Source organism: Flavitalea flava, assembly GCF_054461575.1.
This window is the reverse complement of record NZ_JBTLQH010000014.1, coordinates 98721-113654: the sequence shown is the minus strand read 5'-3', so window position 1 is coordinate 113654 and position 14934 is coordinate 98721. Positions and strand designations below refer to the sequence as shown.

The following is a 14934-nucleotide window of genomic DNA, read 5'->3' as shown; positions in this document are numbered from 1 at the left end:
TGATCATCAAAAGATTCGATTATATGCAAAAGAATAGCTTCATCTGGTCATCCGGGCAATTCGCTAAATGCCAGCAAATCAAGCATAATCTGGTTAGATAATTGTCTCAATCGCGCTACAAAGCTCCATAATAATTTGAAATTCAATTTAATATGGACTTTTCTTTAGGAACAATCAGATATTGTTTTAGTAGGCTTTTTCCGCATCTATTTCCTCCCTACTCGATCCACATTTGGCTATAACTACATATTTTAGCCCACTTATAGCCAAATCTAACCTTACATTTGGCTATAAGTGGTATATTTGGGTGACTTATAGCCAAATCAGAACATGGAGACATTTATCGGTCGACAAAAAGAATTAGCCAGATTGAAGAAGCTTATTGAAGACAGAGGTTCTTCATTCGTTGCTGTATACGGTAGAAGAAGAGTAGGAAAAACATTCCTCATAAGAAATGCCTTTCCCTTATTTGATTTTCAGGTAACCGGTATGGCCAATGTCAATACGGCCACCCAATTATCAAACTTCCATCTTGCGCTAAACCGATACGATACTTCGTCGATAGACAGGCCGCTGGCAACAAGCTGGCTGGAAGCATTCACTCAGCTTTCCACGTTACTGGAATCAAAGAAAAGTGAAAAAAAAATAGTGTTCCTGGACGAACTGCCATGGCTGGACACGGCAGGCTCCGGCTTTTTGCCAGCCCTGGAGCATTTCTGGAATTCCTGGGCCAGCGCAAGAACAGATATCCTTCTAATCGTATGTGGTTCGGAGGCAAGCTGGATCATCAGTAAGATACTAAATAGCAGAGGAGGACTTCATAACCGTGTAACAGACAGAATTCAGTTACAACCTTTTTCACTAAAAGAATGTGAGCAGTTTTTTAAAAGCCGCGGCGCTATTTTTGACAGATATCAGATAGTCCAGTTATATATGGTGATGGGAGGCATCCCCTTTTATTTGTCGCAGATAGATCAAAAACTAAGTGCAGCTCAAAATATTGACCAACTCTGCTTTACTGAAACAGGGATTTTACGGGTCGAGTTCGATAATCTATACCATTCATTGTTCCAGAAAGCGGAAGGGCATGTTCAGATTGTTGAAGCATTGAGTAAAAAAGCAAAAGGGCTTTCCAGAGAAGGAATAATCAAACTATCCAAAATGCCTAACGGCGGAGGAACAACCCGCATTTTACGGGAACTGGAAGAAAGTCATTTTATACGAAAATACAGGGCTTTTGGAAAAAAAGAAAAAAATAGTATTTACCAGCTGATAGATTTTTATTCTCTTTTTTATTTTCGATGGATTAAAGGCTTTGCACCATCCGATCAGGATTATTGGATCAGTCAACTGGATACCCCTAATCAAAACACCTGGGCCGGTTATGCATTTGAACAGGTTTGTCTGGAACATATCTCCAAAATAAAACTAGGGTTAAGTATTGCCGGAATAAGGACCGAAGCTTCGGCATGGTCCGGCGTTACGGATACATCAGGTGCCCAGATAGATCTGTTGATCGATCGTGCAGACAGAGTAATCAACATCTGCGAAATGAAATTTTCAATTAATTCTTTTGCTATCAGCAAAAGTTACGCGGAAGAGCTGAAAAGAAAGATCGGTGTTTTTAAAGAAGTCACCCAAACAAAAAAAGCAGTTCGTCTCGTGCTGATTACAACGTGGGGGCTTACCAGAAACAATTATTCTGATACGCTTGTGCAACACGAATTAAAGATGGACACCTTGTTTGATTAATATTAGCTGCTCATTTACCCTGTTATTACCCTGATGCAACAGACTTTCAAATAGGTGCTGCTAGCGTCCCTGAAAAAATATTATGTTTCTAAAGGGCTGTTACCTCTTACTGCTAAAAGAAAATGGTGGCAGTTGTTTTAATCGGCGGAATTTGCCTGCTTATTTCTGATCTTAAGTAAGAGGAAGGCGTCTGTCCGGTAAAAAGCTTAAAGTCTTTTATAAAATGCGTCTGATCAAAATAGCCAAGATCAAAGGCAACGTCGATGTACTGTTTTTTCAGTCTGTTTAAGGCCCCAACTGCATTTTTCATTCTGATAATAAAACAAAACTGTTTTGGTGAGGCACCTACAATTCTCCTGAATCGCTTCTCAAACGCGTCCAGGCTAATATTCAGGTCCAGGCATAATTCCTGTATTTTTATGTTCCCTTTAAAATAGTGGATTCTTTCAACTGCAGCCACAACCAAGGGGTCTGGCTTTTTGTTGGTAAACGCTGATAAAAGAAAGGTCTGTAAACGTTCCAGCCGAAGTCGATCTGTTGGTGCTCTCGCTAATTTTTCCTGCAAATTGGTTATAGATTGCCGGGGATAAATATCGGTTAGCGATACACTGGTCTGAAAAAACTCATGGATGGGCTGGGTAAAGAAGGATGCCGCTCCTGTTTCCTTAAATTTTACCAAAAGTGTTTCGGTACCTTTTGAGAGATGCATTTCCTTGTGTGTTCTCCTGATCCCTGCTACAGCAACCGGAGGCATATTATTTTCCGTATTATTAAGTGTATAATGATGTTTGCCGCTAAGCGTAAATGACAGGACGACCGAAGTCTCAGGATAAAAACTATGCGAAATTGCCGATCCACTTTTTACAAAAAGGAAACTTTCAATAAAACTTTCTAAAATCCCAGTGGGCCTATAACATTTTATAATCATCTGGAATACTTTTTACCGGACATGGACCCGCCTATTATTTTTGATTGAGCTTTGCCTGTACAATATCGGTTTTTTTTATCACTAATGAAGCCTGATCTATATAGGGAGCTATTTTTTCCAGGCCCTTACTTCCTGCTTCCCAGTGGGCGTTTCTTGCTTGTTCATCGTAGAACGCGTCAAATACACCGAATCCGGTTTCACTGGTACGAAACGCAAACCAGACTATGGTGCCTGTTTCCTCTTCAATAACCGTAAGGGCATTCCGCATGGCCTGTGCTACTTCTTCAGCTTTGCCGTCTTTTGCTTCAAACTGAATAAGAAATCCTAGTTGTGGTTTTTGGTCTTTTTCTTGTCTGACTGTTGTTTCCATGATTTTTAAATTTACTGTAAAACTAGGCATCCTTTAACCCGGAGAATAGTAAAAAACCATTGATCTTTCCGCGCATGCAACAACGGTATGTTTTTGGTGTCCTTATTTAAAGAGCGCCGCCTGACCTGATCGGCTGCCTGACCCAATCATCTGCAATATTAAGACTGCTTTATATGCTCAATAACTACTTCAAAATAGCCTTTCGCAACCTGCGAAAGAGCAAAACGTATTCATTTATAAACATTTTCGGCCTGTCGGCAGGTCTTGCGGTGAGTATACTGTTATTGCTTTGGGTAAATGATGAGCTGGGTTATGACCGGTTTAATGTACATTCGGAGAGTCTTTATAGATTGTCGCCAAAGTTTGGCGGTGTAGGTAGCTCCACCATTTGGGACAACACACCTGCTCCCATTGCCGGTTACGCCAAAAAGGAAGTTCCTGAAGTGGAAAATGCCTGCCGGATAACAACCAAATGGGATATTACCTATTTTGAGTATGACGGAAAAAAAATTACGGAATGGAATAACTGCCTGGTTGACCCGTCCTTCTTCACCATGTTTACTAACCCGCTTATTAAAGGCAACCCGGAGCAACCCTTTACGGATGCACATTCCATCGTATTGTCTGAAACTACCGCAAAAAAACTTTTTGGCGATATAGACCCTATGGGCAAGGTATTAAAGGCCGACGACAAAAAAATATACCAGGTAACGGGTGTGATGAAGGATATGCCCGAAAATTCAACAGTAAAATTCAATATAGCTTTTAATTTTCTGCAGCTAAAACAGGAATACGATACTACCGGCTACTTTAAAAGTCTTGACGCTAACTGGGGCCAGTACAATTATGAAACGTTTGTATTGTTAAAGCCAAATGCCAACTCTTCCGCCGTAGGTCAAAAACTTGGCGCGATTCACCGCCGCAACCAAAATATCGACTTTAACAAAAATCTTGTTTACCTGTTAAACCCGCTTACCAAAATTCACCTGTATGCTTCGGACGGGACAGAGCAGGGTATGATGATCGTGAAGGTTTTTTTTATAGTGGCTGTAATAGTGCTGCTGATAGCCTGCATAAATTATGTTAACCTTATTACTGCCAGGGCTATGAAGCGCAGCAAGGAAATAAGCCTGCGCAAAATTGTTGGCGCGGGCAAGGCCGGGCTCTTTCTGCAATTCTTAAGCGAATCGCTGCTCACCTTTTTCATTGCTCTTGTATGCGCAACCGGCCTTATTTACCTGGTAATGCCCTTGTACAATAATATTTCCGGCAAAAATATTGTTTTCAAACCCTGGGCACCAAATGTATTGGCAGTATATGGCCTTACCCTGCTGGCAACACTGCTGCTGGCGGGCATTTATCCTGCCGTAACGCTGTCGTCCTTCAAGCCATTGGAAGCAATGAAGGGTAAGTTAAGCGGAATTGGCAGCAAAGGAAATTTCCGTAAAGTGCTGGTGGTGGTGCAGTTTAGTTTTTCCATCCTGCTTATCTCAAGCACCATCATCATTGGCAAACAATTAAAATATATACGCGAAAAAAATCTGGGTTACGACAAGGAGAATATTTTCTCCTTCTTCATGCGCAACATTGACAGCCATTATGAGGCCGCAAAAGCCCAGCTATTACAACAACCTGGCATACTAGGTGTTACAGAATCGGGTGTAAACATCATCAATAGCGGAACCGGCAGTTCAGATGCCGACTGGGATGGCAAGCGATCGGACCAGCAATCATTTACCATTGGCCAGATGCCGGTGGAAAGAAATTTTTTGGAGGTGATGGGCATAAAGCTTGTGGAAGGCAAAGGTTTTACCGGCACAAATGCCGACAGCAGCAATTTTATACTGAACGAAACTGCTATTAAAGTAACCGGCATAAAGGAACCCGCAGTAGGCAAACGTTTTACCTTTCACGGGATAAAAGGGATGATTGCAGGAGTGGTGAAAGATTTTCATTATCAGGACATGCACAGCCAGATACACCCGTTATTGATTCAATACGACAAGAACTGGCGGGGGAAAATGTATGTAAGAACAACCGGCAAGGAAACCACCAAAGCATTGGCGGCCACAGAAAGGTTGTGGAAAAACTATAATCCGGACTATGCCTTTGACTATAGTTTTTTGGACAGCCAGTTTAACGATTTATACAAAAGCGATAGGCACGTGGGTCTACTGTTTAATTGTTTTTCTGTATTGACTATATTAATATCCTGCCTGGGTTTGTTCGGGCTGGTAACCTTTACGGCCGAAAGCAAGGTGAAAGAGATTGGTTTACGCAAAGTTCTGGGCGCCGATATCCTGCAAATTGTAACCCTGCTCTCAAAGGACTTTTTGGTGCTGGTGATGATAGCCGCAGCCGTAGCCTTCCCGGTGGCCTGGTATGGGCTGAACAACTTCTTACAGGGCTATGCCTACCGTACCGACATAAGTTGGTGGGTGCTTGCGGCTGCGGGTGCAACTACGATGTTTGTTGCCATGATTACCGTCAGTTTTAAGTGTGTACAGGCTGCGCTGGCGAACCCGGCAAAGAGTCTGAGAACGGAATAAAGAATGGAAATCAGTCATTTGGAATTGAACTGTCTTTCAATCTCCATCCGGATCAGTCACATCTATCTCAGCCACCCGGCCTATTTGCCCATCTTCCAGCCTAACCTTTATACCTCTTGAATGATACAATGCTGATGTTAGCAATTCCTTGACAATGCCATATGTTAATTTACCCTTTCGCTGATCTTTTTTAAGGATAATAGCCACTTCCTGCCCCGGGTAAATATCTTTTCTATTTTGGCCATTCATAGTGTATTCTGTTTATATGAAGTAAAATTATTGAAGAGAGACCTACCATCCAATTACTATTTTTATCCATATGGAAACGACCGGTAACGAACCGGCCAAAATTCCTATCTTCAACCTCTGATTTCTTTGTGCTCAATATGCCAACCTTTTTTCGTCATGCAGCCTTGCCAGCCCTCTTTATTCTCCTGTTTGGTCATAACATGCAGGGCCAGAACCTCGTGCCGAATCCTTCCTTTGAAGACGTCAATACCTGCAGCGAATTCGATCAGCCATGCAGCCCCTCAGCCTGGTTCTTTTTAAGCCGCAAACTTACTACAGGTTACTTTCCCCGATTCCCTTCCGCAACGGGTAGCCGACATCTGCAGATCGTAGCCGCCAGCCGGGAAACCGTCAACCGTCAGTATTGGGAAACCATGCTCTTATGCCCCCTGCAGGCAGGGGAACGATACACGGTCAGTCTAAAGATCGCCAGTCCGGGTAACAAAACGGAGCTTAGCCCCATCTGCCCCAATTTGCGAGACATAGGTCTATGGTTTACCGGCCGTTTTGTTTTTGTCCAGGGAGACTCTGTCTTACAACCCCGAAACTACCTTTCTTTCACGGGTGCACCGACTAAGGATTTGAAGAACGGTTGGTTTGAGATCAAAAAAGAATTCGTCCCCACTGCCAATTCCTCCATGCTGATCGTCGGCAACTTCGTCCGGACCCCTAACGCCGACATCATGGAACAACGGAGCTGGCCCCACCCAACCATCGATTTCCTGGTAGACGATATTTCGGTGGTCCCGATGAAGACGACAATCTGTAAAAACTATCAGAAAATAAAAGACTCTTTGTATTCAATCACCTGGCGACATTCCGATAACGATCCAGGGGAACCGGGCCCTGGTATCTCCGATACTCCGCCAGATACCAGTGTAAGGAGAATCGTAGCTCCGGAACAAACTCCCGTGAAAATCCTATCCCCTCCGAAGACTGACACCATTGTCATCCATAATATCCATTTTGATTTCGACAAATACCTGATTCAAAACCCGGACACCTTACAGCGATACCGAAGCCTTCTGACCAGGCCAGGTATAAAAAAAATACAAGTGGTGGGATTTACGGATGATACCGGCTCGGAAACCTACAACCTGGATCTTTCCAAAAAAAGAGCCCGTGAAATCGCCCGCCTGCTGTCGTCGAAATTCAACATCCCTCCTGCCCTGCTGGAGGCGGAAGGAAGGGGGAAATCCAGGGATTACCCGACAAAAGACCTGAACAGAAGGGTAGAAATTTATATTTTCCACGAATAGAACACAGGACCAAAAGCACGTAAGTCATTGAATTTTAAATCTTTCGAATTTAAAATCAGGAGAGTCTTGTTTTTTTATTAATTTATCATTGCCATGCTCTAATTATTTGAGCAAAACAGGTAAAGATATTTGTATGCCAATTTATATGGACCGTCACGATGTTTCTGAATCAGTTACAGCAGAAAATATCGCTCAATTACATCAGGAAGATTTAAAAATACAGGGCCAGTTTGGCTGCACAGGGTTAACGTATTGGTTTGATGAAAAAAGAAAAACGGCCTTCTGTTTAATCGAGGCGCCCGATGCGGAGGCGATTCAAAAAATGCACAACAAGGCACATGGCCAGGTTCCGCACAGGGTAATAGAAGTAGATCCCGGAATCGTAGAATCATTTTTAGGCAGAATTGAAGATCCTGAAAACACACAGAACTCTGCCTTAAATATTATTAAGGACCCTGGCTTCAGAATAATTATGGTCATAGAGGTAAAAGGATTGCCGCTCATACAAAATAATTATGCTCAATTTAAAACCTCATTGGATACCTACCATAACGCGGTCCCAAACCTGATAAACGTTTATGAGGGCAAACTTGTCCAACAATCCGGGAACCATTTTTTAGCTTCTTTTACATCAGCCTCAAAAGCCGTCCGGGCGGCATTGGACATCCGGGCAGTATTTAATGATTTCAGGAACGATATCAATAATAACGAGGTCCTTTTAAAGATTGGTTTATGCGCCGGGATGCCGGTGACCGACAAGAAACTCATATTCCAGGACGCGATAAAATTAGCGGAAAGGATGTCTAAGATTGTTAAAGGAGAAATTATCGTTTCATCCGAAGTTAAAGGATTATATAACAGCGAGAATCCGGTTCATTTAGATGAAGGAAGGATCATAGTAGCGCTTACGCAGACAGATGAGCAATTCCTGACCCTTTTAATGGATTATACAGAATCCAGCTGGAGCGACACGGATTTCAAAGTAGATGATTTCAGCAAACCAATGGGATGCAGCAAATCGCAATTGTATAGAAAAATGAATTCACTGACAGGTCAATCCCCAAATACATTTATTAAGGAATACCGGTTACAGGAAGCTTTGACCTTGTTGAATAAAAATAATGGTAACATTTCAGAAATTGCCTTTGAAACAGGGTTTACCAGCCCCTCCTATTTTTCAAAATGTTTTCAAAGGCGATATGGCCACTCACCTTCTGATTACCTATCTGCCAAGACCTGGTAACAATCCCGGTTTTGGGTAATTAGCCCGCTTGAATCAAAATTACCAGCATTTGACTCAAATGTTTCAGTCTTCGAATGCATAGGTTTGTAGTTTTGGTAAAGACAAACAATTTTATCAAAAAACAAAATCATCATTATGAGAGTTTCATTTTCCATGAGCCTATTGGCCGCTTTCGGCCTTTTTTCACTCTATTCATCAGCTCAGACAAATGGGGCGGATTCAATGAATAATACAGGCGAAAGGCATCTTTTTATAGATGTCCACCATTTAGGGGCTGGTAAGGTTAAATACCAGGATGTTGCTGCAGCGCATGCCAAAGATCTGGCGGTCGAGAAGAAATACGGTGTAGAATTTATAAAATATTGGGTCGATGAAGACAAAGGGCTGGTATATTGTCTCTCCTCATCCAATGATACGGCTTCCATCAGAAAGACGCATGCCGAAGCACATGGGCTATTGCCGGACGGTATCTATATGGTAACGGATGGACAGGCAGCAGCTATAAAAAATCAAAAGAATTTGTATCTGGACATTCATGAATTGGGGGCTGGAAAGGTAACCGCTAAAGATGTAGCAGCAGCACATCAGAAAGATCTGGCAGTAGAGAAAAAATATGGCGTAAACTTTATCAACTATTGGGTAGATGAGAAGAATGGAGTGGTTATGTGTCTTTCGGAAGCAAAGGATTCAGCTTCCATTGTCCAGACTCACAAAGAAGCCCATGGATTACTTCCTTCTTCCGTACTAAAAGTCAAACAAGGGAAATAGGTAAGGGAATTATAAGGAGAATAAGTAATAAAAAGTATATTGCTGGCTAAATCTACCAGGATGAACGCTGCAGAATTAAAAAGCTTACAAGCGCCAATTAAGGAAAAATATAAAGCACAACCTGAATCGGCATTGATAACGCTAAAAGCGCAAGGCATTATTGGAGAAGGAGTATCCTGCAAAGTTGAAACTGGCCGCGCGTTTATAGAAGCGGGTCTTCATCCCGCAACCGGAGGAACCGGTATGCTTGCCTGTTCGGGAGATCTGCTTCTTGAGGCACTGGTAGCCTGCGCAGGAGTCACGTTGACAGCCGTCGCCACTGCAATTGGCGTAGAAATTAAAAATGGTAGTATCAGCGCTGAAGGAGATCTTGATTTTCGCGGAACTCTAGGTGTTTCAAAAGAGGCTCCTGTAGGATTTACAAAGATCCGGCTTCGGTTTAACTTCGATTCCAATGCGACAGAAGAACAAATGACAAGTTTATCCAAACTCACCGAGAGATATTGTGTCGTCTATCAAACTATATGCCGGGGGGTCAATATTGAAACCTCCTATAACGTATAGGGCGACAGATCATTTCAAACTTACCTGAATCCTTGCTGTGCGCATAATTTCGCAAAGGTCCTTCCCATTGATGATCAGTGTATGCGGCAGAAGAATACCCTGCTCCGGGAGATATTGCGCGTAGTCGGTTACTTTTCCGGGGCTGCCCTCTATTTCACCGGTCATGGATTCCTGCCGGATCTTCAGACCGGAGCGCAGGTCATAACAGGATCGCCATCGATCACCGAAGGGAGTGGTAACGGTGATCGTATAAGCATCCATACCACTGACCTGCGTGATAGAATCACCAAGGACAAGGCGGTATCCCGGTTGTTCCCAGGTTAATTCGGGAAAAGGAAGGATCGCATATTTTAATCGCGCCTCTCTGGCGGAGTCTTGAGATGTTTCCGTTCCAAAAGACCATAAGCGGAGAAGGCCGTCATGAACCCGGATACTGTCACGCGGGTGGCGGGCCGCCTGAAAACCTGACGTCATATCCATGTTTTCCGGGTTGTCATAATGCAGTCGGCAATAAAAACCGCCTTTGTCTGCAAAGTTGGACAGGGACCAGGAAAGTTCATTGATCCGCCCCAGTTTTGAACGCCCCCCTATGGCAGCGAGATATCGATCTGCTACTGCAGCGGGAGTAAGACCGGGAGGTAGGGGTTTCTTTTCCTGGTTGCCTGCCCAGCTGTTATCGGAACGGTCCTGGTCGGGTAAATGGCGATCGGGGTCAAGGGTCACGCTGACAGCCGAGACGGATGGATAATGGAAGGTCCAGGTATTACTTTGCAGCCATATCTGCGCAGGCAGCCGGACGCGATCAATAACACCGTTGAACTGCCGGATCTCCGCCACAACAGGCATGGCGATCCTGTTTTTGTTCCCGATCGTCACATCGACTCCTCCCGAAGGGTCGCCCCCGGTATAGTTTACGGAGATAATGGCCTGATCCAGTTTCCAGTCATTAAAGAACCAGCTCCGCCAGTACCAGGAAAGGTCTTCCCCGGATGCATTTTCCATATAGCGGAAAAAATCTTCGGGACCGGGATGACGGAAGGCCCATTCATGGATGAAGCCCCGGAAGGCTTCATCAAAACGGTCCGGGCCAAGCACTTCATTGCGAAGGATACGCAGGACCATCGCTGGTTTAACATAGGCGGCCATAGCGACCTGGTTGGGGGTAATGAAGGGAGCAAGCGTTACTACCGGAGGCAGCGGAGTTCCGCTGGTCAGCCAATCCATCGCCATATCGTGGCTGAACGCGGTCTGTATATGCAGGCTGTCTCCATTGATATCATTGATAAAGGAATTAAATCCTTCGCACATCCAGTTATGCAGCGAGTTGACACCAACAATAAAAGGGAACCAGGCATGTCCCATTTCGTGATTGGTCTTGGCGGCTACGCCGATCATTTCGGTACCGGTGCCGGCAGAGACGAAGGCGATACCGGCTCCGGCCAGACCGGTGGATCGCCCGGCTATATTGACTGCTGACGGGAATGGATAGGTGCACCATTGCCGGGAATATGCTTCAATCTGACTTTTAATATTGCGCGTTGAACCATTCCATCCGGGATTCTGATAGGCTACCGGATAAAGGGTCATAGCCATGGCGCTGCGGTTTGCGGGCAGGCGTATACAGGCTGCATCCCAGATGAAAGAGGCACTTGCTGCCCAATTGGCGCTGCTGATACTGTCCCCGCTAAAATGCCAGGTCAGGGTGCGCTTGGAAGTATGTCCCATTCCTGAGCGTACCTCCTCTCCATTCCTGATCATCACCGGTGTGTCGCTTTGCCGTGCAGTTTTGAAACGTTGTAATTGAACCGGGGATAACACTTCGGATGGATTTCGGAGCTGACCGCTCGCGCCGGCCACCATATTCGTCGGAAGCGTGAGGTAATAATCCATGCTTCCAGGATCGGCATAAAATGTATTGGCAGTATTCCATCCCTGGAGGTCATCGTATACAGCCATTCGGGGATACCAGTCGGAAAATTCGAATACACTCCCGTTGGGGGTTGACAATATCCCCATAAGATCCGATCCGTCGGCCGGCAGTTGAAAAGTATACCGGAGGAAAAGCCGGCAACGCTGCCCTGGCTTCAGAGCTGTAGGCAGAGTCACTTTCATGTAGGTATCAAACACCTGGTAATGTAGGGCAGCAGCGGTACTTCTGTCAGCGGCTTTTGTTGCAGCGGTCAGTCGGCCATTGATGTGTGGAGCCCCCTTCCCAGGCTGTAAGGCGACCTGCTGAAAAGTATAGCCTTCCGTATATTCCGCAATTCCAAAACGTGATCCGCTTACCGGGGTAAGGAGGGTCGAGCGGGAATTTTTTCGAAAACGATTTTGGGTAAGCGTGATCCACAGGAAAGGCAGGGATTGTGGACTATTGTTAATATAGGTGATATACTCATCGGCTTGCAGCATACGCGTCAGCGTATCGAAAATTGCCTTGATCCGGTAATCGGAGCGGTTCTGCCAATAACGGGGGCCGGGTCTGCCATCGGCTGTGCGCAAAAGATTGAAGCCTCCCTGGAAGACAGGTGAGAACACGCTGGAGGGGTTGCAGGCCGTATCAGGCAAGACGTCAACCTTTTGCCCTGTGGCACTCAGGGCGACCATGGTAGCCAGTCCCGCCATTAAGAGAATGGATCTGAACATAAAGGCGTAAACAATAAATTGATTTGGGTAATTGTATTGCTGTCTACGACCGGTACTTGCAGGTTTCTTCAGGGAAGATCTCCGATTGCCTGGAGATCGATCCCGAAATTGGCCTGATAGTATTGAACGATAATATTGTATTTTATCCTGATGAGGCCATTGGTATCCGTTTGCGGAGTGAACCAGGTATCACTGATCTGTTGGAAAGGGGTGGAGGTGATCATTTGGATATAATCAAGGAAATCTGATGTGGCATCATTCGTTGAGCCATCGGTGCGATAATACAATGCCCCAAGGCGCAGATGGTTACTGCTGTTCAGGATGGCATAATTGGTGACAGCGTCAAAAGAGGGAGGCATCTCCACTACCTTGTTGCTTATAGCCTGTTGCCAGTACGCTCTGTTCAGCCAACCCCTGGCTTTAGCTACCTGGGCAGGGGTGAGCAGGGGCATGATACTGTCCACCTGACCCAAAGTGATCTGGTGCTGACCTGAAACAGCGGTGACGGATATATTATGTGTCGTATCATAGGTCGGTGGAGCATATACAGTATTACTATTAATGACCGCAATCGAATCGATCTCCCCGGCCAGTAGTATCCGCCATGGAATCGTTTGTTTTACAAATGCAATTGGGTAAACATCCAGCAGGTTGGCGTGTAGAAAATGCAGGCCCTGTTGTATATAATTAGTGTCGGCAGGAAAAGCCTGTATTTGGTTAAAAAATACCGCATTGGTGACCCCATATCCAAAATCGGCGGCAGTCCATTTGTACAGAATGAACGTGCCATAGGTATTGTAAAAATCAACGATATCCTTGTCATACGGCTGATTGCCTTGGGGCAAAGCATACAATATATTGGCCGTTCCCGGGGTAAGCACAGGCGATTTGTAGCAGGACGACAGGATGACCATGAACAGGCAGATTATCAGGCCTGTCCTGACGCTAAGCTTAGATATGGTAGAAGAATGCATATTGGCTAAAAGATTTACGGTGAATGGAAAAGGTTTACAGTGAATGAAAAAGGTTTACTACCTGCCCCTGTCTTATCATGGCGCAGGCATCCGAACCGGTCCCGCAGGATTATCCTGCAGGCTGCTGTTCAATTTCAGCGCCTCGGCAGGCAGGGGAAGGACGTACTCAGGATCATGTCTATTCAGCACATATTTTACGGTGTTATTGCCGTTATTAAAGAAATGGGTGATGGAGGGCATGCCATAACGCCGAAGATCGAACCAACGCTGTGTCTCGCTAAACAGCTCCCTTCTTCTTTCATTGCGGCAGAATTGCAGCAGGGAATCCGGAGCAACGTTCGTCAGCGGCACGAAAGCAGCCTGTGGAAAGCGGTTGGTTCGAAGCGTATTCAGGTCATTGATGGCAGATTGGGCAGCATTGTCGTTCTGTCCCTTTAGCGCCTGCTGCGCATAAGCTTCGGCCCTGTTGAGATAAGCTTCCGAAGTACGGAAAGCGGATCCGGTCTCCCGGTTAATGGTATTGGAGGTATAATTGCGCTTGATCTCCACCGTTGGAACTGATACATAGGGCAGCAAAAATGGTGGAGCCACGCTGATGTAATATTGAGTACGCAGATCATTGGGATCGTACTGGTTAAAAAGATCCTGGGAAAGACTGAAATTCACCGTGCTTTGCGCGAAATTATAATTGTCGGAAGTCGAGCCATAGGTCCAAAGTGTCTCCACACCACCGACTCCGATGATCGGGACAAAGGAGGTGCCGGCCAAAGGGTCATACCCGCTTGCGGCGAGGTCTCCCAGGTTCAGCAGCTGTGGGTTATTTTTCAGTACATAGGATGCATGGTATACAGCGCTGTCCCATTGCTCCGTATATAAGAACACCCTGGAGGCCAGCAAATGGGCCGCCAGGTAATTCATGCGATAGGGATCGCTCGTCTTTTTTGCGGGATCCAGCAACAGACAGGCGCTGTCCAGGTCGGCGACGATCTGGTGATATACTTGTGCCACACTGTTGCGTACCGGCATTACCTGGGAGAGGTTGGGTGTGAGGATCAGCGGAATTCCGGGGCTCTTATCCGGGGTCGTAGTGGAATCATTGTAGGGACGGCCATACAGATTGACCAGCAGCCAATAATAAAAAGCCCGCAACCCGTAGCCCTGTCCCTGCAAATAATCTTTATCCCCCTTTGTACCCACGGTCCCTTGTGCATCCTGGATGGCGACATTTGCTCCCACGATCAGGCCGTAGATCGTCTTATAGGAATTGGTGCCGGCGGTAGGCAAGGCATTGGCTGCAATTTGCGTGTACCAGTCCGGCTGCCAGGAATAGACGGGCAATGCCTTCATACAAAGCAAATTATCCGATACTATCCCAAAATAAGATTGATTGTCATCATCCATAAAATAGAGTTGAGGTGCCAGTGCAATCCCGGCATTCGGATAGCCGGAACCGTACAACAATTCACTATAGTCCTCTGTTGTGACAGGAGTAAATTCGGATTGGCTTTTTTCTGCCAGGAATTTTTGGCAGGAACAAAGACCTAACGCGGAAATAAGCAGCAGGGAAATGATCTTTCTCATTTTAAACATTTTTGG

12 protein-coding genes are annotated in these 14934 nt (G+C 45.4%); 6 read left to right on the top strand and 6 right to left on the bottom strand.

The annotated features are described in order from the left end of the window. Nucleotides 1–330 precede the first annotated feature (330 nt). Nucleotides 331–1752 carry an AAA family ATPase gene (locus ACX0G9_RS14780; RefSeq protein WP_459065696.1) on the top strand — a complete coding sequence of 474 codons (1422 nt, stop codon included), beginning with the start codon at nucleotides 331–333 and terminating at the stop codon, nucleotides 1750–1752. 112 nt (nucleotides 1753–1864) lie between these two features. Here the strand turns inward: ACX0G9_RS14780 and ACX0G9_RS14775 are convergent, their stop codons facing one another. Both ACX0G9_RS14775 and ACX0G9_RS14770 read right to left on the bottom strand, forming a co-directional pair. Then, nucleotides 1865–2680 (bottom strand): helix-turn-helix domain-containing protein, encoded by an 816-nt coding sequence (locus tag ACX0G9_RS14775; protein ID WP_459065695.1) that lies wholly within the window; start codon nucleotides 2678–2680, stop codon nucleotides 1865–1867. A 34-nt stretch (nucleotides 2681–2714) separates the two neighbouring features. Further along, nucleotides 2715–3050 (bottom strand): putative quinol monooxygenase, encoded by a 336-nt coding sequence (locus ACX0G9_RS14770; RefSeq protein ID WP_459065694.1) that lies wholly within the window; start codon nucleotides 3048–3050, stop codon nucleotides 2715–2717. Nucleotides 3051–3223: 173 nt separating this feature from the next. Between ACX0G9_RS14770 and ACX0G9_RS14765 the strand changes: the two genes are divergently transcribed. Next, the gene (locus tag ACX0G9_RS14765; RefSeq protein ID WP_459065693.1) at nucleotides 3224–5599 is read left to right on the top strand and encodes an ABC transporter permease; all 2376 of its coding nucleotides are present in this window, start codon (nucleotides 3224–3226) and stop codon (nucleotides 5597–5599) included. Nucleotides 5600–5635: 36 nt separating this feature from the next. On the opposite strand, the gene ACX0G9_RS14760 is transcribed toward ACX0G9_RS14765, so the two are convergent. After that, nucleotides 5636–5848, bottom strand: a complete 213-nt coding sequence (locus ACX0G9_RS14760) for a YwbE family protein (RefSeq protein ID WP_459065692.1) — start codon at nucleotides 5846–5848, stop codon at nucleotides 5636–5638. Between the two features lie 137 nt (nucleotides 5849–5985). Between ACX0G9_RS14760 and ACX0G9_RS14755 the strand changes: the two genes are divergently transcribed. The 4 genes from ACX0G9_RS14755 to ACX0G9_RS14740 all read left to right on the top strand — a co-directional run bounded on the left by ACX0G9_RS14755 (nucleotide 5986) and on the right by ACX0G9_RS14740 (nucleotide 9721). After that, nucleotides 5986–7146 carry an OmpA family protein gene (locus ACX0G9_RS14755; RefSeq protein WP_459065691.1) on the top strand — a complete coding sequence of 387 codons (1161 nt, stop codon included), beginning with the start codon at nucleotides 5986–5988 and terminating at the stop codon, nucleotides 7144–7146. A gap of 133 nt (nucleotides 7147–7279) precedes the next feature. Then, nucleotides 7280–8389, top strand: coding sequence for a nickel-binding protein (locus tag ACX0G9_RS14750; RefSeq protein WP_459065690.1), 1110 nt, complete (start codon nucleotides 7280–7282; stop codon nucleotides 8387–8389). Nucleotides 8390–8524: 135 nt separating this feature from the next. Then, nucleotides 8525–9157, top strand: a complete 633-nt coding sequence (locus ACX0G9_RS14745) for a DUF4242 domain-containing protein (RefSeq protein WP_459065689.1) — start codon at nucleotides 8525–8527, stop codon at nucleotides 9155–9157. Between the two features lie 60 nt (nucleotides 9158–9217). Then, nucleotides 9218–9721, top strand: a complete 504-nt coding sequence (locus tag ACX0G9_RS14740; RefSeq protein WP_459065688.1) for an OsmC family protein — start codon at nucleotides 9218–9220, stop codon at nucleotides 9719–9721. 9 nt (nucleotides 9722–9730) lie between these two features. On the opposite strand, the gene ACX0G9_RS14735 is transcribed toward ACX0G9_RS14740, so the two are convergent. The 3 genes from ACX0G9_RS14735 to ACX0G9_RS14725 all read right to left on the bottom strand — a co-directional run bounded on the left by ACX0G9_RS14735 (nucleotide 9731) and on the right by ACX0G9_RS14725 (nucleotide 14919). Further along, nucleotides 9731–12364 carry a M1 family aminopeptidase gene (locus ACX0G9_RS14735; RefSeq protein ID WP_459065687.1) on the bottom strand — a complete coding sequence of 878 codons (2634 nt, stop codon included), beginning with the start codon at nucleotides 12362–12364 and terminating at the stop codon, nucleotides 9731–9733. 68 nt (nucleotides 12365–12432) lie between these two features. Continuing rightward, nucleotides 12433–13338, bottom strand: a complete 906-nt coding sequence (locus tag ACX0G9_RS14730) for a hypothetical protein (RefSeq protein ID WP_459065686.1) — start codon at nucleotides 13336–13338, stop codon at nucleotides 12433–12435. A 75-nt stretch (nucleotides 13339–13413) separates the two neighbouring features. Further along, entirely contained in the window at nucleotides 13414–14919 is a 1506-nt protein-coding gene (locus ACX0G9_RS14725; protein WP_459065685.1) for a RagB/SusD family nutrient uptake outer membrane protein, read from the bottom strand. Between the last annotated feature and the right edge of the window lie 15 nt (nucleotides 14920–14934).

Excerpts from the sequence above, each read along its gene's own strand:
- ACX0G9_RS14780 (WP_459065696.1), top strand. The coding sequence starts at position 331 with ATGGAGACATTTATCGGTCGACAAAAAGAATTAGCCAGATTGAAGAAG.
- ACX0G9_RS14735 (WP_459065687.1), bottom strand. The coding sequence starts at position 12,364 with ATGTTCAGATCCATTCTCTTAATGGCGGGACTGGCTACCATGGTCGCC.
- ACX0G9_RS14755 (WP_459065691.1), top strand. The coding sequence starts at position 5,986 with ATGCCAACCTTTTTTCGTCATGCAGCCTTGCCAGCCCTCTTTATTCTC.
- ACX0G9_RS14740 (WP_459065688.1), top strand. The coding sequence starts at position 9,218 with ATGAACGCTGCAGAATTAAAAAGCTTACAAGCGCCAATTAAGGAAAAA.
- ACX0G9_RS14765 (WP_459065693.1), top strand. The coding sequence starts at position 3,224 with ATGCTCAATAACTACTTCAAAATAGCCTTTCGCAACCTGCGAAAGAGC.
- ACX0G9_RS14725 (WP_459065685.1), bottom strand. The coding sequence starts at position 14,919 with ATGAGAAAGATCATTTCCCTGCTGCTTATTTCCGCGTTAGGTCTTTGT.
- ACX0G9_RS14770 (WP_459065694.1), bottom strand. The coding sequence starts at position 3,050 with ATGGAAACAACAGTCAGACAAGAAAAAGACCAAAAACCACAACTAGGA.
- ACX0G9_RS14750 (WP_459065690.1), top strand. The coding sequence starts at position 7,280 with ATGCCAATTTATATGGACCGTCACGATGTTTCTGAATCAGTTACAGCA.
- ACX0G9_RS14730 (WP_459065686.1), bottom strand. The coding sequence starts at position 13,338 with ATGCATTCTTCTACCATATCTAAGCTTAGCGTCAGGACAGGCCTGATA.
- ACX0G9_RS14745 (WP_459065689.1), top strand. The coding sequence starts at position 8,525 with ATGAGAGTTTCATTTTCCATGAGCCTATTGGCCGCTTTCGGCCTTTTT.
- ACX0G9_RS14760 (WP_459065692.1), bottom strand. The coding sequence starts at position 5,848 with ATGAATGGCCAAAATAGAAAAGATATTTACCCGGGGCAGGAAGTGGCT.
- ACX0G9_RS14775 (WP_459065695.1), bottom strand. The coding sequence starts at position 2,680 with ATGATTATAAAATGTTATAGGCCCACTGGGATTTTAGAAAGTTTTATT.